Here is a 22,499-nt window from a genome sequence, read left to right as displayed (position 1 = left end):
ACTCAGACAGTTCAATGAAAGCAATTAAATATTATATCTTAATATTTGCAGGGTCTATCATGACGCTCACGTCCTGTATGGATGGCTATGAGCCGCTTCCTGCTGATGAGTTCACCTACGATTATCTGTTTTCTACCACCGACTCGTTGGGTAAGCAGGCACGTCAGTACCTGAACACCATCTATGATATCATGGAGAATGGCCACAACCGTGTGGGCGGCGACTATCTGGATGCTGCCTCTGACGATGCCATCAGCATTGATATGGATGGCGAGCCCGATGTGCTGCGTCTCGCCACTGGTCGTTACACGGCCAGTAACGGTGTGGGCGGCGACATGCGCTGGGGACAGTATTACACCGGTATCCGTAAAGTGAACATATTACTCTCGGGCATCGACAAGGTGCCTTATCGTGCCACTTATACGAATGCGCTCGGGCAGGTTCGTCCGTTGGGCGTTACCTTCAAGGCCGAGGCTCGTTTCCTGCGTGCCTGGTTCTACTTCCAGCTGTTGCGCCGCTATGGTGGTGTGCCTATCATTGGCGATCGTGTGTTTACGCTCAATGATGATGTGGAACTGCCTCGTAACACTTTTGCCGAGTGTGTTGACTATATCGTCACCGAACTCGACGATATCCAGGACTCTCTCCGTTCTGTAGGTACCATGAGCAATGTGGCTGAGTTTGGCCATGCACCCACCAAGCAGGCTTGTCAGGCTTTGAAATCGCGCGTGCTGCTCTATGCGGCCTCTCCGTTGTTCAATGGAAACACACTGGAGAGTGGCAACGAACTGGTGGGCTACGCATCCTATGACCCTGCACGCTGGAAGCGTGCTGCCGATGCAGCCCGTGACCTGATCGAGGGCGAGGGACATAAGGGTAAGGACAGCCTCACACTGACAGAGGATATGCGTGATGTCTTCCTGAAGTTCTACGACTATGGTGGAAATCCAGAACTGATCTTCTTCCGCCAGGGTGGAAACAATACCAGTGTTGAGGTATATAATGGTCCACTCGGATTCAGTGGCAGTCGTATGGGTAACGGCCGTACGTGTCCTACCCAGAACCTGGTCGATGCGTTCCCCATGGCCGATGGTCGTATGCCTGGTGACAGTCCTGCCTATGCTTATTCTGATGCTGATCCCTATTCCAATCGTGATCCACGCTTGGACATGACTGTTCTTCACAACGGCTCACAGTGGTTAGGCACTCAGTTGGCCACATGGCAGGGTGGTACGCATAACCCTGCGAATGGCAGTGACTATTCGCTCACCAGCTATTACATGTGCAAGTTCATGGGTAAGTTCCAGACGGCCAGCGAGTATTCTTCTGTCATCCATGTATGGGTCATGTTCCGCTATGCGGAGATCCTGCTAAACTTTGCTGAGGCTGAGAATGAGTCGGTAGGACCTACTTCCGAGGTTTATAATGCACTCTATCTCCTGCGCAAGCGTGCTGGTATCAAGAAAGGAACAGAGGCTGGCTACAGCTATGGTCTGAAGAACGACATGACGCAGGATGAGATGCGCCAGGTGATTCGTAACGAGCGCCGTATCGAGATGGCTTTCGAGGAGCAGCGCTACTATGACATCCGTCGCTGGCGAATCGCAGAGCAGGTCTTTGCCAAGCCTTTGCAGGGTATGCAGATTGTTCAGAGCTCGGGTACTACCACCTACAGCCGTGTGGATGTGTTGAATGTCAACTTCACCACTCGCAACTATCTCTATCCCATCCCCTTCAGTGAAGTCAATAAGAATAGGAACATGGTTCAGAACCCCAATTGGAAATAAGTTATGAAACGACTCATATTTATCTTTGCGTGTCTGTTTACATGCATGCTCATCTCAGCCCAGTCGATCACGGTGAGCGGTGTTGTTACCTCAGAAGATGATGGTGAACCGATGATTGGCGTCACTGTCAAGGCTGGTACTTCGGGCAAAGGTACTGCCACCGATATAGACGGTGCTTATACGCTCACGGTCAACAAGGGCGAAAAACTCACATTCACCTATGTGGGCTTCCGCCAGTACTCGGCCGTGGTAAAGGGGCCCAGACTCGATGTCGTGATGCAGGCTGACAATAGTCTGCTCAACGAAGTGGTGGTTGTGGGCTATGGCCAGGCGAAGCGTATCACACTGACCGGTGCTGTCAGCGCTATCAATGGTAAGGAACTTCAGAAGGTGCCTGTCAGCAGCGTGCAGAACGCGCTTGCCGGTAAGCTGCCTGGTTTCTTCTCACAACAGCGAAGCGGTCAGCCTGGTAAGGATGCCAGTGACTTCTTCATCCGTGGTGTCAGCTCGCTCAACAGCGATGGCAACAAGCCTCTTATCATTGTCGATGATGTGGAATATACATACGACCAGTTGTCGCAAATCAACGTAAACGAGATTGAGAGCATCTCTATCCTGAAGGATGCTTCTACGACAGCTGTCTATGGTATCAAGGGTGCCAATGGCGTACTTGTGGTTAGAACCCGTCGTGGTGAGAGCGGTGTGCCCAAGATCAATGTGCGTATGGAGACGGGTGTTCAGATGCCGGTACGTACGCCCAACTTCCTGGGTAGCTACGAGACTGCTCAGCTCGTCAACGAGGCTCGTGCCAATGATGGTTTGACTCCTCGTTTCACAGATGCCGATATCGAGCACTTCCGCACGGGCGATGACCCCTACGGTCATCCTGATGTCAACTGGTATGATGAGATTTTCAAGAAGTCTGCCCAGCAGTCTAACGTCAATGTCGATGTGTCTGGTGGTTCCGAGCGTCTGAAGTATTTCGTGTCTGTTGGCTATTTCGGACAGAATGGTCTGGTGCGCGACTTCGACTCTGGCGATGATCTGAACAGTAACTATCGCTATCGTCGTTTCAACTTCCGTTCTAACCTCGACTTCCAGGTCAGCAAGAATCTCACCATGCGCCTGGACATCACCTCTCGTTTCATGAACATCAACGAGCCACGAGGCATCAATGCCACGGGCGAGATCTACAACTTCTCGGCCATGCATCCCTATTCGGCTCCCGTCATGAACCCCAACGGTACTTATACCTATCTCTATGACACCGACTCACGTCGCCCCACACTGAATGCCCGCCTGGCTAACGAGGGTTATGTGCGTTCACGTCGTAATGACAACAACCTGCTCTATCAGGCAACTTGGAACATGGACTTCCTGACCAAGGGACTGTCGTCTAATGTGCGTCTGGCCTATTCTACCATCGACGAAAATGCCCGTTCAGCATGGCGTGGCGAGTACCCCACATGGCACTACAACTCAGCCAATGGCACCTACACCATTAACCCCGACAATGTGTTCACCAAGGGCGTGCCTGCCATCACCGTTGAGCCTCGTACTGCCATTAAGGATATGAACCTCATGGCCTCGCTCAACTACCACCGTGTGTTCAACGAGGCTCACGATGTGGAGGGTATGCTGTTCTACAACCGCGAGAGCACTACCACCGAACTGAATACTCCCGCTTTCGTCGGACAGCCTAAGGTGCCCGAGAAGTTCATGGGTTCTACGCTCAAGCTGAGCTATAAGTACAAGAACCGCTATCTGTTCGATTTCAACGTGGCATACAATGGTTCTGATCGTTTCCAGGAAGACCATCGTTTCGGCTGGTTCCCCGCTGTCGGTGCCGGTTGGGCCATCTCTGAGGAGCCTTGGTTCCGCGACCATGTGAAAGGTGTCGAACTGCTGAAGATCCGTACCAGCTATGGTCTCGTAGGTTCCGACGTGGCCATGGGCAACCGTTACCTCTATAACCAGGTTTATGAAAAGGGCAACAGCTACCAGTTTGCCGAGTACGAGGAAGAGTGGTTCCAGGGCTATCGCGAAGGTGCTCTTGGCAATGACCGCGTGACATGGGAAAAGGCCAAGAAGTTCGACCTCGGTCTTGACATCAACCTGTGGAACAGTGTGTCTATCACGCTCGACTACTTCTACGACAAGCGTTACGACCAGCTCGTTTACCGCAATGATATCCCCCTGATGCTGGGTATTGGTACCTCGCCCATCAATGTGGCTCGTACCACCAACCAGGGCTTCGACGGTCAGATTGGCTATCGCAACCACTGGGGCGACTTCAGCTTCAACACCAACCTGGTGTTCTCTTATGCTAAGAACAAGATTGAATACATGGCTGAGGCTCAGCAAAGATATGCCTGGTTGGCACAGACGGGCCACAGCATCGGACAGCAGTTCGGTTATACGTGGATTGGCTACTACACCCCCGAGGATATCGCGCTCATACAGGCCGGAGCTGAGGGTGCTCCTGCCGTGCCCAACACCGACATCCCTGTGCAGGCAGGCGACCTGAAGTATAAGGATCTGAATGAAGATGGCGTCATCAACGACTATGACAAGAGTGCCATCGGACTGCCCAACCTGCCTAACACCACGTTGGGTTATACCATCGGCGGCTCGTGGAAGGGTCTGACCCTGAGTGTGCTGTTCCAAGGCTCATTCAACTACAGTTTCAGTGTTGTAGGTACTGGTATCGAACCTTTCAAGAGTCAGTTCCAGCCCTTGCACCAGAAGCGTTGGACATTGGAGCGCTACCTGAATGGCGAGAGCATCGAGTTCCCACGTCTGACCAGCAACCCCGCAACCATCAACAGTGCTTCGGCTTATATGTCTGACTTCTGGTTGATCGATGCTTGGTATGTCCGTCTGAAGACCATCGACCTGAGCTATGATATGCCACGTAAGTGGACCCCCAACTTCCTCAGTTCGCTGCGTCTGTATATGAATGCCTATAACCTCTTCACCTGGACCAGCTACGACAAGTATCAGCAGGATCCCGAGATTCAGACCAACTCTGCTGGTGATGCTTACATGAACCAGCGCGTGCTGAACTTCGGTGTGTCTATGTCGTTCTGATTCCATTAGATAATAATAAAAGAAAAAGATATCGTCATGAGTACGAAACGAATACTATGCTTGTTGCTCTTTGTCATGGTCCTGTTCTCTGGCATGCATGCCCGGACGGTCGATCTGACCCGTTTCGTGGATACCCGCCAAGGTACAGCGTCTGATTTCGGATTGAGCCACGGCAATACTTTCCCAGCCACAGGCATGCCTTTTGGCATGCACCTGTGGTCACCACAGACTGGAGCTAATGGTGATGGATGGAAGTACCAGTGGCAGGCTAAGACCCTGCGTGGACTTTGTCAGTCGCATCAGTGCAGTCCATGGGTGGGCGACTATGCTGTCTATTCGTTGATGCCCGTTGCCGGACAGTTGCGTACCGATGGCGATGCGCGTGCCACGGCTTTCTCTCATGACGACGAGACGGCGCTTCCTCATTATTATCGGGTGCGCCTAAGCGATGGCACCACCGCCGAGGTGGCGCCCACCACGCGTGGTGCCCATTTCCGTTTCAGCTATCCCAAAGGTCAGCAGTCATGGCTGGTGCTCGATGGCTATACCGGTCAGTTTGAGTTCAAGGTCGATACCCCCCATCGACAGATCGTGGGCTGGGTCAACAACCAGCGTTTTGTCAATCATGCAGAGACCTTCCGTTGTCATTTCGTCTTGCAGTTCGACAAACCCTTCACCTCGCATGGCCAATGGAGTGGGGGCATCTATGTTGGCTTCGCACCAGGCACCAAGGTGCAGGTGAAAGCGGCCTCGTCGTATATCAGCGAGGAGCAGGCTCGTTTAAACCTGCAGACCGAACTGGGCAACGACCATCGGCTGGAACAAACCCGTGAGCGCGGCCGTCAGACGTGGAATGCCCTGTTGGGTCGTGTCTTGATGGAGGGTGGCACAGACGAGCAGTTGCGCACCTTCTACTCCTGTCTGTTCCGTGCCAACCTCTTCTCGCGTAAGTTCTATGAGCGCCGTGCCGACGGTTCTCCTTATTATTATAGTCCCTACGATGGCCGTGTGCACGATGGCTATATGTTCACCGACAACGGCTTCTGGGACACCTTCCGCTCGCAGTTTCCGCTTACCTGTTTGCTACATCCCACTCAGCAAGGCCGCTATATGGAAGCACTCCTTCAGGCCCAGCACGAGTGTGGCTGGCTGCCATCCTGGTCTTTCCCTGGCGAGACCGGCGGCATGGTGGGCAATCACGCCATCTCTCTTTTGGCCGATGCTTGGGCCAAAGGCATCAGAACGGTTTCTGCCGATAGCATTCTGAGAGCCTATGCCCACGAGGCGATGAATAAAGGTCCCTGGGGTGGTGCTAATGGTCGTGCAGGATGGAAGGAGTACTTCACCATGGGCTATGTGCCTTTTCCCGAGTCGCATGGCAGTGTCACCCAGACCTTAGAATATGCCTACGACGATTTCTGTGCGTGGCAGTTGGCACGTTCTGCGGGCCTGAAACATTGGGAACGTGTGTTCGGGCGTCAGATGATGAACTATCGCAACCTGTGGGATCCCGCCACGGGTTTCATGCGCGGTCGTGGTGCCGATGGCACCTTTGTCGAACCGTTCGATCCACTGGAGTGGGGTGGCCCTTATACCGAGGGCAATGCCTGGCATTACATCTGGTCTGTCTTCCACGATGTGCAAGGTCTTATCAACCTTTTTGGCAGCGATCGCTCCTTTGTGGAAAAGATAGATAGTGTTTTCACGATGGAGAACACCGTGAAGCCCGGATGGTATGGCAGTGTCATCCACGAAATGAAAGAAATGCAGTTGGCCGATATGGGACAATATGCCCATGGCAATCAGCCCATCCAGCACTTGCCCTATCTCTATAGCTATGCCGGTGCGCCCTGGAAGACTCAGTATTGGGTTCGCCAGATCATGAACCGTCTCTACAACAGTGGTCCACAAGGTTTCCCAGGCGATGAGGACCAAGGTGGCATGTCTGCATGGTATGTGCTCAGCGCCATGGGTCTCTATGCAGTCACTCCAGGCACCGATCAGTATGTGATAGGAAGTCCTCTTTTTGGTCGTATGACATTGACCACCGAGGATGGTCATCAGTTTGTGGTCGAGGCGCTGAATAACAGTCCAGAGAATGTCTATATCGATTCTGCCACATTGAATGGACAGCCTTTTGAGCGCAACTACCTGACCTACGATGAAATCAGTCGGGGCGGCCACCTTGTCCTTCACATGTCGTCAGTCCCCAATTGCCAGCGAGCCATTTCCAAACAGGCGGCACCGTTCTCGCTTTCCAAGGCCAGGACAAGAAGACAGCGCTGAGTTGATTCTATGATTAATTATAAAAAGATTGTATGCATAAAAAACTATTTGTTGTTTTCCTCTTAGCTGCCCTTGGACAGACCTTATGGGCGGGCTCTCGTGCACGTCTTGTCAACCCGTTTATCGGCACGCAGGGCGCAGGCCTTACCTCTGGCTATCTCTTTCCCGGAGCCACCTATCCTGGTGGTATGGTGCAGTTCACCCCCACCTATTTTGCCAAGAACGCCGGATTCGTTGTCAATCAGAATAGTGGTGGCGGATGTGAGCACATGGGCAACTTTCCCACATTCCCTGTGAAAGGTGCTCTCAAATCCTCTCCCGACAAGATACGTAATGCCCGTTTTCAGGTGACGGGCGAGAGTGGTCATGCTGGCTATTACGAGGCCCATGTCAATGGCGATGTCAAGGCAGCGCTCACCGTCACCGAGCGCACGGGCATGGCAGAATATGTATTCCCCGACTCTTCCCGTCAGAACACCATCATCATCGGCGCCGGTATTGCTGCCACACGCATCACCGAGGCTGCGCTTGTCGTCACGTCGCCCCACAGTGTAGAGGGCTATGCCGATGGTGGCTACTTTTGTGGCATCCGCACGCCCTATAAGGTCTATATGGCGGCAGAGTTTGATGCCGATGCTGTTGTCACCGGTACGTGGAAGGGCGACCGCCTTCATCCTGGCGATACCTTTGCCGAGGGCGAGTTCTCGGGCGTCTATTTCACGTTCGACACCCGTAGCAAGTCTGTTGTCCACTATAAGGTGGGCATCAGCTATGTCTCTGTAGAGAATGCCAAGGAGAATCTGCGCCAGGAGAACCCTGGCTGGTGCTTTGATGCTGTCTGTCAGCAGACGGAGGATGCCTGGGAAAAGATGCTCTCCCTCATCGACGTAGAGGGAGGCAACAGCAGTCGCACCGCGCAGTTCTATACCCACCTGTATCGTTCCTTCATTCATCCCAGTGTGGCCAGCGATGTCAATGGCGAGTATATGGGAGCCGATTTCAAGGTGCACCAGACCAATGCCAAGTACTATTCCCAGTTCAGCAACTGGGACACCTATCGCACCCAGATTCAGTTGTTGGCCCTGCTACAACCCGATTGGGCCAGTGATATCGTGGTCTCTCACCAGTTGTTTGCCGAACAGTCGGGCGGTTCCTTTCCTCGTTGGGTGCTGGCCAATATCGAGACCGGCATCATGCAAGGCGATCCCTCGGCCATTCTGGTCAGCAATGCCTGGGCATTTGGTGCCCGTCGTTACGACCCCAAACCTTTGTTCGACATCATGCGTCGTGGTGCCGAGGTGCCAGGCGCCAAGTCACAACAGGAGGAGACACGCCCCCACCTGAAGCAGTATCTGGAGAAAGGCTATTGTCCTGCATCCATCCAGCTGGAGTACACCTCTGCCGACTTTGCTATTGGCCAGTATGCGCTTCATGCCGCCGGCGACGAGTTTGTCTCTTGGCGCTATTTCCACACGGCGCGTTCATGGAAGAACCTGTACAATCCCGAGACGGGATGGCTGCAATCCCGCAATGAGGATGGCTCCTGGAAGCCCCTCAGCGAGGATTTCCGCGAGGCCACCTATCAAGACTATTTCTGGATGGTGCCTTACAACCTGAAGGGGCTCATCGACATCATTGGCGGACCTGCCAAGGCCGAACAGCGTCTCGACACCTATTTCAGGCGCTTGGATGCTGGCTATGGCGACACCTGGTTCGCCTCAGGCAATGAACCCAGTTTCCAGGTGCCTTGGGTCTATAACTGGGTGGGCTGCCCTTGGAAGACGTCGCAGGTGGTGCGCCGCACCCTCAACGAGCAGTACACCGACCGTCCTGATGGTCTGCCTGGCAACGACGACCTGGGCTCCATGGGTGCCTGGTATGTGTGGGCGTGTCTTGGCATGTATCCCATGATCCCCGGCGTGGGCGGTTTTGCGCTGAGCACCCCCGTCTTCCCCCATGCCACCATCCACCTGCCTCATGGCGATGTCATCATCAAGGGTGGCTCAGAACAGAAGATATATACCACGCGCCTCACTGTCAACGGACACGAGCATCCGTCCACCTGGTTAGACCTGAAGACCATCATCGATGGCGCCACACTCCAATATCAAACCGTTGCCAGTCCTCATCGCAAGTGGGGCACGCAGATAGCACCTCCTTCTTATGAATAAGTCAATCGTCTTTGCTTTAGTGGCCTTGTTGGCCTTAACGGGTTGCAAGAGCACTTCAAAACAGTCCAAGTCCTGGGCCCTTGGTCCTTTCAAGCGTCCGGTCAATGTGGGGGCCGTCATCTCGCCCGACACCAACTCCGTCTTCTTCTGTCCCATGCGTGGCGAGGCGGTGAAGTGGGAGGGCAGCGACACCTTTAATCCTGCGGCTACCGTTCTCAACGGCCGCGTGGTGTTGCTCTATAGGGCCGAGGATAACTCTGCCATCGGCATTGGTCAGCGCACCTCGCGCATCGGCTATGCCTCGTCGCCCGACGGACTGTTCTTCCAGCGGCATGGAGCACCTGTGCTCTATCCCTCTCAGACTGACGACCAGGCCGACCTCGAGTGCCCCGGCGGTTGCGAGGATCCCCGTGTAGTCATGACCGAAGATGGCCTCTATGTGATGATGTACACCCAGTGGAACCGCAAGCAGGCACGACTGGCCGTTGCCACCTCTCGCGACCTGGTCACCTGGCAGAAGCACGGTCCTGCCTTTGCACAGGCCTATGGCGGTCGTTTCAAGGACGACTTCTCCAAGTCGGCGTCTATTGTCACCTGTCTTAAGGACGGCCGTCAGGTGGTGGCACGTATCGGCGATAAGTACTGGATGTACTGGGGCGAACAGTTTGTCAACGTAGCCACGTCGGATAACCTGATCGACTGGACCCCGTTGCTCGACGAGCATGGTGAACTTCTGCGTGTCATGGAGCCGCGCAAGGGCGCTTTCGACAGTCAGCTCACCGAATGCGGACCGCCCGCCGTGCTTACCCAGCAGGGCATCGTGCTGATCTATAATGGCAAGAACCTGGATGGCCCTGATGGCGATGCCCGCTATGTGGCCAACACCTATTGCGCCGGACAGGCCCTTTTCAGTGCCGAAGACCCCACGCAACTGCTCGACCGACTTGACGAACCCTTCTTTGTTCCCGAGGCCGATTACGAGCGTAGCGGGCAGTATCCGGCTGGCACGGTTTTTGCAGAAGGGTTAGTGTATCATAAGGGGCGTTGGCTTCTTTATTATGGTTGTGCCGACTCGCGTGTCGGTGTCGCTGTGTGTAACACTAAGTATTAATAATAGTAAGTAAAAACCAGAATGAAAAGATTAATTCTCTCGCTGTTGACGGCACTGTCGCTCACGGCTTCAGCCCAGGTGTCCACGATGGTAGGCGACCGTGTGGCTGTCTTCTATCCCAAGAACTACGATGCTGCCAACCACCAGCCATCACCTATCTTTGTTCATGAACTGACGCCTACAGCCACCCAACTGGCTGCCAATTGGCAATTGAAACCTGTGTTCACTCAGGAGAACGGTCATAGCATTGCCACCATCAATGTGGGCGATGCCGACCTCTACGGCACTGGCGAGGTCTATGGCGACCTGCGTCGTAATGGCGAGACCATCGGCATGTGGAACAAAGACAACGGTCTTTATATGACCGAAGGCGGTAAACGTCTCTACCAGACCCACCCCTGGGTGCTTGGTGTCAGAAAGGATGGCACCGCCTTTGGTATCATTGCTGATAATACTTGGAAGTCAAAACTGACCACGGGTCGCGAGGTGCGCTTCGACAGTGAGGGCCCTGCCTTCCGCGTGATCATCATCGAGCGCCGGACCCCTGCCGAGGTGCTGCAGGAGCTGGGCCAGTTGAGCGGCACCATGGAGATGCCCCCGCTTTGGTCTCTGGGTTTCCACCAGTGTCGTCATAGCTATGTGCCCGACACATGGGCCATGGAGATTGCCGACACGTTCCGCGAGAAACAGATTCCTTGCGACGTCATCTGGATGGACATCATCTATATGGATGGCTTCCGCATCTTCACGTTCTCGCCCGAGCAGATGCCCGATCCCAAGAAGTTCAATGACTATCTGCATAAGAAGCACTTCAAGTCCGTGTTCATGATTGACCCCGGCGTGAAGGTCGATTCCACCTATTTCGTCGATCAGCAAGGTATGGCCGGCGACTACTACGTGAAGAAGGCTAATGGCGAGAACTTCGTTGGCAAGGTATGGCCCGGCGATTGCCATTTCCCCGACTTCACCCGTCAGGATGTTCGCTCTTGGTGGAGCACACTCTATAAGGATTTCATGGCCACCGGTATCGATGGTGTATGGAACGACATGAACGAGCCTGCTGTCTTCGATGGTCCCGACAGTTCGATGCCTGAGGACAACCAGCATGGCATTGCCTCGCCCGCAGGCGCTGTCGAGGTGGCCGGTTCTCACTTGCGCTATCATAATGTCTATGGCTACAACATGGTGCGTGCCACACGTCAGGGCATCCTGACAGCCAATCCTCAGAAGCGTCCTTTCGTGCTGTCGCGTTCCAACTTCCTGGGTGGTCAGCGCTATGCTGCCACGTGGACAGGCGACAATGCCTCTACCTGGGAGCACATGAAGGCCAGCATCCCCATGACCTTGAACATGGGACTCACCGGTCAGGCCTTCAATGGTCCTGATATCGGCGGTTTTGCCCGCGATTGTAATGGCGAGCTGCTGGCTCACTGGACGGCCATCGGTGTCTATTTCCCCTTCGTGCGCAACCATTGCAGTCTGGAGGAGGTGCAGCAGGAGCCATGGGCCTTTGGCGAGAAGGTAGAGAAGGTGTGCCGCACGGCCATCAACCGCCGTTATCGCTTGCTGCCCTATGTTTACACCCTCTTCCGCGAGTCTTCAGAGACCGGTCTGCCCGTCATGCGTCCTGTCTTCATGAGCGACACCGAGGATCCAAGTCTGCGCAGCGAGCAGCAGGCCTTTATGTTGGGTGCCGACCTGCTCATCGTGCCACGTTGGGCCGAGAACCCCGCACTGCCAAAGGGCAACTGGAAGACCTTCACCATGGAACAGGGCGACGATGGCTATCAGGCCCGCCTGTCTTTGCGCGAGGGTGCCGTGCTGCCTTTGGCCAATCTGAGTCAGAACACCGAGGAGTATAGCACCGACTCGCTGACCGTCCTGGTCAACCTCGATGCCAATGGCAAGGCCTGCGGTCGCCTCTATGAGGATGCTGGCGAAGGTTTCGGCTATCGAAATGGCGACTATGCCGATTATAAGGTGCAGGCCAAGGCCGAAGGAAAGCTACTCACCGTCTCTCTCGAGCAGAAGGCAGGTCGCCGCGAGCACCCCGTTCGTTGGTTGCGCATCGGCCAGCTGGTAGGTGGCAAGGTCATCTATTCACCCTGGCAGAAAGGCACCTCGGCCACTGCCAAGCTGAAGAAATAAAAATATAGCAATCTAAGCGAAAATCGAACCAAAAGGCCTTTTGACAGGCAGTTTGGTTCGATTTTTGCTTTTTTGTGTTCGATTTTTATGTATCGTCATCGGCTTATTGGCTACCTTTGCCAGCGAAAACCAATAAGCTAAAAACTGCATTGATGGATTATGATCAGCTCTACACGGAACTCTTCCCTCGACTGGTGCAAATGGCATCGGCCTGGATAGCGCGTGAGGATGCCGAAGATCTGGTTCAGGATGTGCTGGTGAAGCTTTGGGAGCGCCGCGAAGGGTTGTCGTTCGTCGCCAACATCCGCACCTATGCCAATGCTGCCGTGCGCCATAAGTGTCAGGACTACCTGAAGCATCTGGCTTATGTGCGCGAACATCGTCGCAGCCAGTGGGCCAACCTGTGTTTGGCATGCGAGTTGGAGAGCCCTATGCGCTATGTGGAGTATCGTGAGTTGTCCGCTCGGGTGGAGCAGGCCGTCAGTCACCTGCCGCGCCAGAGCAGGACCGTCTTTCAGCTAAGCCGCTACGAGGATAAAAGCAATGCTGAGATTGCCCAGCAGCTTGGCATCTCGGTCAACACGGTGGAGTGCCACATGACCAAGGCGCTGCGTCGTCTTCATTTCTATCTGAATGTATCTTAAAAAAATATCAATATCAATATGAAAAAGAATATCTTAATCTCTCTGCTGCTGTTGGCTAGCATGCCTCTGGCTATGAAGGCCCAGCAGGTAGCCCCCTTCAAGAAGGGAGACCGCGTTTGTTTCGTTGGCAACAGTATCACCGATGGCGGTCATTACCACTCTTACATATGGCTTTACTACATGACGCATTTCCCCTTCGAGGAGATGTGGATGGCCAACTGTGGCGTGGGTGGCGACACCAGTCTTGAGATCCTGAACCGTTTGGATGGCGACGTATTTGCCAAGCGCCCCAATGTCATCACCCTGACCTTCGGTATGAACGACAGCGGCTATTTCGAATACAACGGTCCCGAGCCCGAAAAGTTTGCAGCCGAGAAGCTGGCCACCTCAAAGAAATACTTCTATCAGATTGAGAAGCGACTGCAGAACCGTCCCGACACACGTATGGTGATGATTGGCACTTCGCCCTACGACCAGACATCCACCTTCAACGATAACATCTTCCGTAACAAGAACAACACCATTGGCCGTATTGTGGCTTTCCAAGACTCTGCTGCCAAGGCCAACCACTGGGAGTTCGTGGACTTCTGGGCACCCATGACCAAGATCAACGAGGAGCAACAGAAGCTCAATCCTAAGTTCACCATCTGTGGCAACGACCGCATCCACCCCGACAACGACGGTCATCTGGTCATGGCCTATCTGTTCCTGAAGGCGCAGGGCATGGCTGGCAAGAAGGTGGCCGACGTCGAGGTCAACGCCAAGAGCAAGAAGGTGCTGAAGAGCGACAACTGCACCATCACCAATGTCGAAAACCGTAGCGGTGTGGTCAGCTTCGACTATCTGGCCAACTCGCTGCCTTTCCCCATCGACACCATCGCTCGTGGATGGGAGTATAAGCGCCAGCAGGCCGACGCCCTGAAGGTCATTCCTCAGTTCATGGCTGAGATGGACGATGAGGCTTTCGCTGTGACGGGCCTGAAGGGTAACTATCAGTTGCTCATTGATGGTCAGCTCATCGACACCTTCTCGGCAGCACAGTTGGCTCAGGGCATCAACCTGGCCACCTATCGCCACACACCTCAGTATCAGCAGGCCAAGACCATCATGGAGCTCAACGAGACCCGTTGGGAGATTGAGCGCCAGTTCCGCGACTACGCCTGGTTGCAGTACAACTTCTTCATGAAGCGTGGCATGCTGGACCAGAACGACGAACAGGCTGCCCGCACCTTCCGTGCCGGACAGGACGATGGTTGGGTGGCTGCCAAGCGTGGCCTCTACGACAAGATGATACACAAGGAGGTGCGCGACATGCTTCAGCGCCAGATGGACCTCATCGTGGAGCGCATCTATCAGATCAACAAGCCCCAGGTGCGCAAGGTGGTGCTGACGCCAGTCAAGCGATAATCAAAAGTTTTAAAGTTAGTATATCTACAAGTTTTTTTCAGAAGTTATTAGTTTATAGTTATTATTAATGATGGTAAAGAGGTTGTTATCTTTTGTGTCCTGCCTGGCTGTCGTGATGGTAGTCAGTGCGGGGCGCATTGATTCTAAGAAGGTGTTTAGCAAGTCTATGAACCGCGATGTAGAGGTGACCGTGGTGATTCCCACCAAGGGCGAAGGCCCTTGTCCTGTGATATACCTGTTGCACGGTGCCTACGGTCACGAACGGTCGTGGCTCGAGATTCGTCCCGACCTGGCCGATGTGGCCGACCGTGAGCACGTCATCTTCGTGACGCCACGTGCCTATAACACGTGGTATTTCGACAGTCCCCAGCATCCCGAGGTGCGCTATGAGACCTTCCTCTCCTCCGAACTTATTAACTATGTGGATAGCCACTACCGCACCATCGCCAGTCGCGAGGGTCGTGCCATCACGGGTCTCAGCATGGGCGGTCATGGTGCGCTCCACACAGCCCTGCGCCATCCCGACATGTTTGGTGCTGTGGGCAGCACCAGCGGTGGCGTGGATTTCCGTCCGTTCCCTCAGAACTGGAACATCCAGGACGAGTTGGGCGAGATGGCTGCCAACAAGCACGTCTGGGACGAGCATGTCGCTGTGAACCTCATCGACCGCATCCAGAACCATCAGCTGGCCATCATCTTCGACTGTGGCGAAAGCGACTTCTTCCTGGAGGTCAACAAAGACCTGCACAAGCGTCTTCTGGGGCGTGGCATCGACCACGACTTCATTCAGCGTCCCGGTGGTCACAACAGTGAATATTGGGCCAATGCTATCGACTATCAGATCTTGTTTTTCCAAAAGTTTTTTCATCATAACAAACGCTAACTTATGAATCGCAAACGTTTCCTGTTTATCAATGTTGCCTTGTTGGCTGTGGCTGCCTGTCTCTGCTGGTCGTGCTATAAGATCACGCTCGTTGTCCAAGCTCACAGCATTGTCAAGGGCAATGTGTTCAATGGCAAGATGGTTATCAAGGACACCAACAACACGGCCGGTGGCGTGGAACATGTCTATGGCCTCTTCGGCATTCGTGTGCCCGAAGGATGGGAGGTCGATGGGCAAATCGTGATGACACAGGTGGCCAAGGCCACGACCGATACGGGCGACCCTGACTATAACCAAACCATCACGCGTAGCCTGCAGTCGAGCCAGGCCTATACCGACCTACTGAACCGCTGCTATCCGCGCGCGGGTTACACATGGTTGGGATTCGTCACCTCCAGCGACTTCAAAACCCTGCTCAGTGGCAATGATGCGACAAAACGTGTGGATAGCATCTACGTGAACTACACCATTGCTACTTCAAGCGACAAGACCGGTGTCTATTATCTGGACTATGTGGCTGGTCATATAGCCCACGACAAGGTCAACCAGATAGGTGCCGTGGACCGTGATTGGGCCACCCGCGTGGCTACCTTCCAGGCCGACAGCATCACCAACTTCTACCTCACCGACACCAGCATCCGTGTCACCAATGCGGATGGCAGCATGGACGGCCCTGGCGATATGGAGTGGGCCACACCTGTGGAGTGGAACCTGGAGCCCATGCCCAATGCCACCTATGCCGGAACGGCACGGGCCTATAAGGACTTGAAGTATAACGGGCTGTTCACACGCACGCTCGGATGGAATGGTGGTGATGGCGTGCTCACCGTGGGACTGCCCAATGGCGATGTGCTGTGGACCTTCAACGACAGCTTCTATGGCGTTGTCAACGAACGTCTGCGTGCGCGTGGCAATTGCAGTTTCCCGCGCAACAGCATCATGGTGCAGAAGTGTCGCGACGGTGTGCTGGGCGAGACGCCTCAGGACCTAGTGTGGTTGGCCGACTATGTCAACTGGACCGATGCCAATGCCGACCGCTATTTCCATGCCCGTACACACCTGCGCCACCCACAAGGCGAGAAGACCGCTGCCGAGATCGCAGCCGGCGACATCGACCAGACGAAGGTCTATTGGTCGGGCGATGGTACGGTCTATAACGGAAAACTGCAGATGATATGGGTGGGCGTGGAATCGGCCGAACTGCTCAACCTCGACGGTTCGCTGGCCACCTACAGCCTGGATGGCAACGAGCCCGAGGGTTACTATCTGCCCACCATTCCCGACTACCTGCCTCACGAGGGCGACTACCTCTATCGCGAGAGTCACACACCCAACAAGTTTGTGGGTCCTTGTGCCTATGGCTCCACCCTGTGGGAGGATGAAGACGGTCACTGCTATCTCTATGCCGTAGAAAATATGGGTACGGTGGTGGCACGTTCGCAGACCCGCGACCTCTATAGTCCTTGGCAATACTATATCAAGGATGCCAACGGACAGTGGCACTGGCAGGACACCTATCCTACTGAGGAGGAGCGCCGTCGGTCCAACATCATGGCATCCAGCAGCTATGCCATCATGTTGCCATGGGTGTTCAAGCAGGGCGACTGGTATTTCATGACGTCGCAGGCACCCATCTTCTCTACCGATGTCTATATCTATCGTTCCAGAACGCCTTACGGTCCTTTCGACGAGCGCAAGCTGCTGTTCCGCTTGCCCGACCATCTTGACAAGCTTGGGTCGCAAGCCTATCACTGGCTCTACATGGTGAACCTCCATCCAGCCCTCTCGCGCCAAGGCGAGCTGGTGTTCTCAACCAATAGCGACCCCGACGACTTCTGGATGAACTTCAACGCCAGAGGTTCGGCCGACTACTATCGTCCGTTCTTCTATCGCGTGTTCGACTGGCAGAAGGTCTATAGCGACCTGCCCACGTCAACAGCCGGTGTGGCACCTAGTATTCCCGAACGACTTCAGGATAACTCCTATTATAATCTCCAGGGTCAGCGCATCGATCATCCCCGTCGCGGACTCTATATTAAAAACGGTAAAAAGGTCTTCATCAAGTGAAGACCTTTTTTTGTAACTCATTTTGGTTAATTAATCGTAATAATTTTACAATTTCTTGCTTTTCTCTTATAACCAATCACATTGTTTTATATATTTGCAGCAAACTTTTCGAATAGACGAAAGCAGACATGAATAATAACAATACTGCCCCCCCCCCCTGCCCCTCCCTTGTAGGGGAGGGGCAGGGGGTGGGGTCAGTAACCTCAGTTATATAGAAGCATTAATACAATAATTAAATAACATAAACCTAAAAATAAGTAATAATGAAAGCCAGAATTCTATTAACCATGACCTGCCTGTTTGGTATGGTTTCTATTGCGAATGCCCAATTGTCGGTAGATAGTCTTCCATCAGTTTCCGACTGAATTAAGAACCCCAGATTCTTCATGAAAGAAATGTCGTAGCATATCTCCAACAAGAAAACATCAATATGAAAAAGGTTTTATTCGCTTTTGCAACGCTGCTGACAATGGCAGCCTGCAACAACAAGACGGCAACGAGTGTAGAGAACAAGGAAAGTAGTGAGATACCCTTTACGGTAGCTAAGAACTACTTCTACAATCACCTCGGAACACCAAGTGTAAAAATAACAACCGAAGAGGACTTCAATAAGTGCTTCCACATGGCCACAACGATGGGTGAAGAAGGCAAGCCTACAGCCATCGACTTCGGCAAGCAGTTTGTTGTGGACTTTCTCTTACCTGGCTCCAAATGGCAGATGGAAATCAATCCGCTCAAAGTGGAAACTAAGGGAGATACCCTCTTCTATAGCTATGACATTAAAGTAGGACAGAAACAATCATACTGGAGCCAGTATGTTTCCATCATCATCATCGACAAGGAATTCGAGAAGCAGGAAGTGGTGCTGGTAAACGACCAGGATATTACCTATGAGCAAGCCATTAAACGTTATCTGGTAAATGAGATTGGCAAAGATTATGCCCAGGCCGAGTTCTGTGTGCCCTTCTACAGCAAGGTGGATATCGACGACAGCAACCCTGAGGACATAAAATACTGGGGCGAATTCTGGATACACAACTACAATCAGGTAGGCGATACGCTGAAGTGCGTATCAGGCGGCAACCATCCTGGCCTGATGCACATCCGCAAGACTGAAATGGGATTTGAGGTAATAGCCTTCGACCAAGTGGCCGACGGAGCAGATAACCTGCCCAGCGCCAAGAAGATATTCGGCGACAAGTACGAAGCCTTCCATAAGATGAGTAGTGACGACGACTGGCGAAAACAGATGATAATAGACCAACTGGGAGATTTCGCAACGGAGCACAATCTGACAGCCACCATGTATCAAGACTACGCTTGGCCAGCCATATACTTCAAGATACCCTTAGAATAACTTGCAGTAAGTGACAGGGGGACAGGTTCCTCGTCACTTGTGGCTCCCAGCAATACACCATGCCTGGTGGCAAAGGCAAAGCGGGCGTCTTTAAGGATAGCATCAAGCACGATTTCAGGAGTCCGTGCTATACGACTCGTTGGAGTGATATACCTGAGGCAACATAATGCTTTATATTCAATTTCATAACATTATTGAATATTATTCACCCTATTTCATTGTTGAATCAGATATTTTCCCTATCTTTGTGGCATATTATTAACTTAAAAACTACTTGATTATATATGAAGAGAATAATCATTCTACTCATTAATTTTTCTGTATTCATCGTAGTATCAACTATTTTACACAGTTGTAAAGATAATCCTAAGACTATATACTATAAAGTCTCAATAGTACCTCCTAAAGCTCCTTTAATAACTCCATCCATAAAAGTGAGCGAAGGTGAGTTTTATGATTCTGATGAAGCAGCTATAAAAAAAGAAACAAATATCCTTCACAAATTGCAAGACAAATATTACGAGGAAGCGATAAAGGCAAATCACGAGAATCAGCTCTTATATATTGACTTATTTAAAAATATTAGAGATGGTCAGCACTACTTGTTAAAGATTACACACAAGGATAGTGAAAAGCTTGACGCTTTTATAAATATAATAAAAGAACATGGCTTATTAACAACTGAATTAACTGAATATTGCAAGCTTAACGGAATGGAATATGTAACGTTCCCTATTGAACCAAGAAAATATAACGATTTCTTACAGATAGCTGATGAATCAAACCCTTTGATTGGAACTTATTTTTGTGAGCGTAGCCGAGATTATTATATAATCAAATCTGACAATACTGGTATATTTATATCTTCAGGTCAAAAAGTCAGCATAAAATGGAAACAAGAGGGGAAGCTTATCACTATTTTCTTTAATTACACAGACCCTATAAAACTGAAATTTGATGATAAAACAAAAACATTAGAAGAATATTCAAAAGAAGCAAAAGAAATATATGGTGCATCATTGTTGTTTATAAAGCAATGATAAATAACCTGATATTCAATTTTGAATCAAAAATAATAAGCAATTAGTGGTTGTACCTACGATAATTATCATCTAGTGCTTTAGCTACAACACCGACGAATGACTGGCCGATGTTGTCGGCGAGGAAATCTCGGAGGTTGAGGACGATAGTGACAGGGGGACAGGTTCCTCGTCACTTTAATAATAAACTTCTAGAAAAATGAGAATAACAACGAGAAAAGGTGACGTATTTTGTGTCGAGATTGAACAAAGTTATAAGGTCTTTTTCCAATATATAGGAAATGATATGACACAACTAAACAGTTCTGTAATTCGAGTTTTTAAGAAACATTATAGCTTGGATGAAGAGCCGGTAATGGATCAAATCGTGTGTAATGGAGTCTCTTTTTATGCTCATACAATTCTTCGTGTTGGCATAGAGCGAGGGGCATGGTATAAAGTTGGAAGTCATGATGATGTTGGAGAAGAGAAAGATGTTTGTTTTAGGATGTTTGGTGATTTGGATTTCTCAAAAATAAACAAGTCTTATCGTTGGTATGTATGGACAATGAATCAACCATTGGTGTTTGTCGGCGAAATGACAGATGAATATATAGACTATAATGTTGGCTTCGTATATTCATATCTCGATATTGTTGAAAAGATAAAAACAGGATATTTCCTCCTCAAGCATATTGACTAAAATCTAAAGTTTGAGGCATCTACATTTACATGAGAATATGTTGTAATTGACTCGGAAAATCACAAAACAAAGAAGATATGAAAACAAGGAAAATAGTAGGACTGTCATTGTTCGTATTAATGGTTTTAAACACAACGGTCTCTTGTGTTATGGATAGAGTATCATTATTCTATATAAAGAACTGCACAAAAGACTCATTGCTAATAAACTTGTCCAAGTCAGACACTCTTGATGATTGGGATTTTTGGGGTATGCAAGATGCATATGTTATGCCACGAAGCGATACTAGGGGAAAAGATGATGCATTTACGAGAGCTATTATTGGCAGTTTAGCACCACCAGACTTCATGATATCTGTTGATCCATATATATGTCAACAGTATGATACATACTACATTTATACTATTAAGTGGAGTGTTGCCAAGAACTATCCTATGGATGTAATTCGCAAGAAGAAGCTCTATGACAGACAGATCGTAACCAAGAAGGACTTTCATGATCGCTTATTGGAGTATAGATATGCGTGCCCTACTGGGGTGATGAAGTAACTCTCACCGTTTTGGGATTGAATACATATCGTTTGGCGGCACTATTCACACCGAATAGCGCCGCTATTCTTTTGGTTTGGCACTGCTATTGACTCGCAAGAGTCAGGATGTTTGGATGAATCAGTATAATAATAACTATTAATTTTTGCACGGAAATCAAAGAATTATTTGGTATTCTGTGCAAGATTTTGTAGATTTGTAGCGAATAGTATCCAAAACATAAGTTGAATGAAATAAAGAAAATAGTAGAAAAATATGCAGACAGATTTAAGGAACAATTCAAGCAGCACATCGGCAAGCGTATTGATGATTAATGCGCAAGGCATTATGCTTTCTGTACTTGGTAATGATTATTTCCTATCCTATAATCGTATACCTTGGATGAAAGATGCCCCAATCCGTAGCGTGCTGAATGTGCAGATGTCTGGTTCGGAAGCTATAGAATGGCCTGACCTTGACGTAGATCTTGAAATAGATAGTTTGCGTCATCCGGAGCGCTATCCGCTCGTTATCAAAAGAAATTCACTAGACTTTGTAAAAGTGTAATGAGAAAAAGAAGTGTAATTATTATCAATATCTCTTTGCAGATCCCAAAGCTTTGTCAATGACTAAGAAAAATGAATAAGGATCATCTTTTAGTTTATCCTTATGGATGGTTCTGATATAATTCTTGATGATAGAGTAGTTATCGAACTCATCACAAAGTGTAGCTCTGCGTTTTTCGGTTAGTTTCTTCCCCTTTCTAAATAATGCCTTAGCATACTGCATATCGGGTGTCTTATATAAGTAGACATCCCCTAAGAACAAGTCCCATGCATCATAGATAGTGATATTCTTGCTCTGATAAAGCACATAACACATACTGGGATAACCGTATTCCATAGGAGTTTCGTTACCATAATAATAATGTACTGGAACAGCGTGGCTAACCAACACCTCATCTGGTTCAGTATCAAACCATATATACATACTGTCTATGTCTGTAGTTGCATGTGTCCTGCTTTTGCTGAATAAACCATCCAGATTATTTAACACAACTGTTTCATCATAAACACATACGGTATTATGCCCATTCCTGATATATCCACTATCGGTAGTTCCATCTTTCAACCAAACCTTTGCATGCCAGAAGTTCTTTATTATTTTCTCCTTTTGTGCAAATGTACCAACAGGCATCATGACAGCGAGCACAAAGACTATCAACCTTAACTGTTTGAATTTTGCTTTTTTATATGCGTCTTCAAATACTTTTATTTGTTTCATCTATAATCCGAATTT

The 22,499-nt window shown here is 50.7% G+C and carries 17 protein-coding genes; 16 read left to right on the top strand and 1 reads right to left on the bottom strand.

Annotated features, from left to right (window positions below):
• Window positions 1–14 precede the first annotated feature (14 nt).
• The 16 genes from T496_RS0111150 to T496_RS0111070 all read left to right on the top strand — a co-directional run bounded on the left by T496_RS0111150 (window position 15) and on the right by T496_RS0111070 (window position 21,767).
• Window positions 15–1,787 carry a RagB/SusD family nutrient uptake outer membrane protein gene (locus T496_RS0111150; RefSeq protein ID WP_044111147.1) on the top strand — a complete coding sequence of 591 codons (1,773 nt, stop codon included), beginning with the start codon at window positions 15–17 and terminating at the stop codon, window positions 1,785–1,787.
• Window positions 1,788–1,790: 3 nt separating this feature from the next.
• A complete protein-coding gene (locus T496_RS0111145) occupies window positions 1,791–4,877 on the top strand; it encodes a SusC/RagA family TonB-linked outer membrane protein (protein WP_027450822.1) in 3,087 nt (1,028 codons plus the stop codon).
• 36 nt (window positions 4,878–4,913) lie between these two features.
• Entirely contained in the window at window positions 4,914–7,163 is a 2,250-nt protein-coding gene (locus tag T496_RS0111140) for a GH92 family glycosyl hydrolase (RefSeq protein ID WP_044111145.1), read from the top strand.
• Between the two features lie 32 nt (window positions 7,164–7,195).
• The gene (locus T496_RS14075) at window positions 7,196–9,334 is read left to right on the top strand and encodes a GH92 family glycosyl hydrolase (RefSeq protein ID WP_044111144.1); all 2,139 of its coding nucleotides are present in this window, start codon (window positions 7,196–7,198) and stop codon (window positions 9,332–9,334) included.
• Complete coding sequence (locus tag T496_RS0111130; RefSeq protein ID WP_027450820.1) at window positions 9,327–10,445, top strand: glycoside hydrolase family 130 protein; 1,119 nt, start codon at window positions 9,327–9,329, stop codon at window positions 10,443–10,445. The genes T496_RS14075 and T496_RS0111130 overlap by 8 nt, the downstream gene beginning before the upstream one ends.
• A 21-nt stretch (window positions 10,446–10,466) precedes the next feature.
• Window positions 10,467–12,593, top strand: coding sequence for a TIM-barrel domain-containing protein (locus T496_RS0111125; protein WP_027450819.1), 2,127 nt, complete (start codon window positions 10,467–10,469; stop codon window positions 12,591–12,593).
• A gap of 152 nt (window positions 12,594–12,745) precedes the next feature.
• A complete protein-coding gene (locus T496_RS0111120; RefSeq protein ID WP_044110142.1) occupies window positions 12,746–13,237 on the top strand; it encodes an RNA polymerase sigma-70 factor in 492 nt (163 codons plus the stop codon).
• Window positions 13,238–13,255: 18 nt separating this feature from the next.
• Window positions 13,256–14,644, top strand: coding sequence for an SGNH/GDSL hydrolase family protein (locus tag T496_RS0111115; RefSeq protein WP_027450817.1), 1,389 nt, complete (start codon window positions 13,256–13,258; stop codon window positions 14,642–14,644).
• Between the two features lie 70 nt (window positions 14,645–14,714).
• Entirely contained in the window at window positions 14,715–15,527 is an 813-nt protein-coding gene (locus T496_RS0111110) for an alpha/beta hydrolase (protein ID WP_027450816.1), read from the top strand.
• Window positions 15,528–15,530: 3 nt separating this feature from the next.
• Window positions 15,531–17,594 carry a DUF5005 domain-containing protein gene (locus T496_RS14535; RefSeq protein WP_052342205.1) on the top strand — a complete coding sequence of 688 codons (2,064 nt, stop codon included), beginning with the start codon at window positions 15,531–15,533 and terminating at the stop codon, window positions 17,592–17,594.
• Window positions 17,595–18,024: 430 nt separating this feature from the next.
• Window positions 18,025–18,951 carry a hypothetical protein gene (locus T496_RS14530; RefSeq protein WP_155808878.1) on the top strand — a complete coding sequence of 309 codons (927 nt, stop codon included), beginning with the start codon at window positions 18,025–18,027 and terminating at the stop codon, window positions 18,949–18,951.
• 59 nt (window positions 18,952–19,010) lie between these two features.
• The gene (locus T496_RS15390) at window positions 19,011–19,118 is read left to right on the top strand and encodes a DUF4113 domain-containing protein (protein ID WP_394331349.1); all 108 of its coding nucleotides are present in this window, start codon (window positions 19,011–19,013) and stop codon (window positions 19,116–19,118) included.
• A gap of 117 nt (window positions 19,119–19,235) precedes the next feature.
• On the top strand, window positions 19,236–19,991 hold the full coding sequence (locus tag T496_RS0111090; protein ID WP_027450815.1) for a hypothetical protein: 756 nt from the start codon (window positions 19,236–19,238) through the stop codon (window positions 19,989–19,991).
• A gap of 199 nt (window positions 19,992–20,190) precedes the next feature.
• Window positions 20,191–20,673 carry an Imm26 family immunity protein gene (locus T496_RS0111085; RefSeq protein ID WP_027450814.1) on the top strand — a complete coding sequence of 161 codons (483 nt, stop codon included), beginning with the start codon at window positions 20,191–20,193 and terminating at the stop codon, window positions 20,671–20,673.
• Window positions 20,674–20,750: 77 nt separating this feature from the next.
• Complete coding sequence (locus tag T496_RS0111080) at window positions 20,751–21,221, top strand: hypothetical protein (RefSeq protein ID WP_027450813.1); 471 nt, start codon at window positions 20,751–20,753, stop codon at window positions 21,219–21,221.
• A gap of 306 nt (window positions 21,222–21,527) precedes the next feature.
• Entirely contained in the window at window positions 21,528–21,767 is a 240-nt protein-coding gene (locus T496_RS0111070; RefSeq protein WP_027450812.1) for a DUF2442 domain-containing protein, read from the top strand.
• A gap of 24 nt (window positions 21,768–21,791) precedes the next feature.
• Here T496_RS0111070 and T496_RS0111065 read toward each other — a convergent pair whose 3' ends face one another.
• Window positions 21,792–22,484, bottom strand: a complete 693-nt coding sequence (locus T496_RS0111065) for a hypothetical protein (RefSeq protein ID WP_027450811.1) — start codon at window positions 22,482–22,484, stop codon at window positions 21,792–21,794.
• Window positions 22,485–22,499 lie beyond the last annotated feature (15 nt).

The organism is Xylanibacter brevis P6B11 (assembly GCF_000621825.1).
GTDB classification, from domain to species: Bacteria; Bacteroidota; Bacteroidia; order Bacteroidales; family Bacteroidaceae; genus Prevotella; species Prevotella brevis.
Note: the sequence above shows the minus strand (reverse complement) of the source record. Positions and strands in the feature narration are given on the sequence as shown.

Bases quoted from the DNA above. Each gene is read 5' to 3' on its own strand.
- T496_RS0111150 (WP_044111147.1), top strand. From the start codon at position 15: ATGAAAGCAATTAAATATTATATCTTAATATTTGCAGGGTCTATCATG.
- T496_RS0111145 (WP_027450822.1), top strand. From the start codon at position 1,791: ATGAAACGACTCATATTTATCTTTGCGTGTCTGTTTACATGCATGCTC.
- T496_RS0111140 (WP_044111145.1), top strand. From the start codon at position 4,914: ATGAGTACGAAACGAATACTATGCTTGTTGCTCTTTGTCATGGTCCTG.
- T496_RS14075 (WP_044111144.1), top strand. From the start codon at position 7,196: ATGCATAAAAAACTATTTGTTGTTTTCCTCTTAGCTGCCCTTGGACAG.
- T496_RS0111130 (WP_027450820.1), top strand. From the start codon at position 9,327: ATGAATAAGTCAATCGTCTTTGCTTTAGTGGCCTTGTTGGCCTTAACG.
- T496_RS0111125 (WP_027450819.1), top strand. From the start codon at position 10,467: ATGAAAAGATTAATTCTCTCGCTGTTGACGGCACTGTCGCTCACGGCT.
- T496_RS0111120 (WP_044110142.1), top strand. From the start codon at position 12,746: ATGGATTATGATCAGCTCTACACGGAACTCTTCCCTCGACTGGTGCAA.
- T496_RS0111115 (WP_027450817.1), top strand. From the start codon at position 13,256: ATGAAAAAGAATATCTTAATCTCTCTGCTGCTGTTGGCTAGCATGCCT.
- T496_RS0111110 (WP_027450816.1), top strand. From the start codon at position 14,715: ATGGTAAAGAGGTTGTTATCTTTTGTGTCCTGCCTGGCTGTCGTGATG.
- T496_RS14535 (WP_052342205.1), top strand. From the start codon at position 15,531: ATGAATCGCAAACGTTTCCTGTTTATCAATGTTGCCTTGTTGGCTGTG.
- T496_RS14530 (WP_155808878.1), top strand. From the start codon at position 18,025: ATGAAAAAGGTTTTATTCGCTTTTGCAACGCTGCTGACAATGGCAGCC.
- T496_RS15390 (WP_394331349.1), top strand. From the start codon at position 19,011: ATGCCTGGTGGCAAAGGCAAAGCGGGCGTCTTTAAGGATAGCATCAAG.
- T496_RS0111090 (WP_027450815.1), top strand. From the start codon at position 19,236: ATGAAGAGAATAATCATTCTACTCATTAATTTTTCTGTATTCATCGTA.
- T496_RS0111085 (WP_027450814.1), top strand. From the start codon at position 20,191: ATGAGAATAACAACGAGAAAAGGTGACGTATTTTGTGTCGAGATTGAA.
- T496_RS0111080 (WP_027450813.1), top strand. From the start codon at position 20,751: ATGAAAACAAGGAAAATAGTAGGACTGTCATTGTTCGTATTAATGGTT.
- T496_RS0111070 (WP_027450812.1), top strand. From the start codon at position 21,528: ATGATTAATGCGCAAGGCATTATGCTTTCTGTACTTGGTAATGATTAT.
- T496_RS0111065 (WP_027450811.1), bottom strand. From the start codon at position 22,484: ATGAAACAAATAAAAGTATTTGAAGACGCATATAAAAAAGCAAAATTC.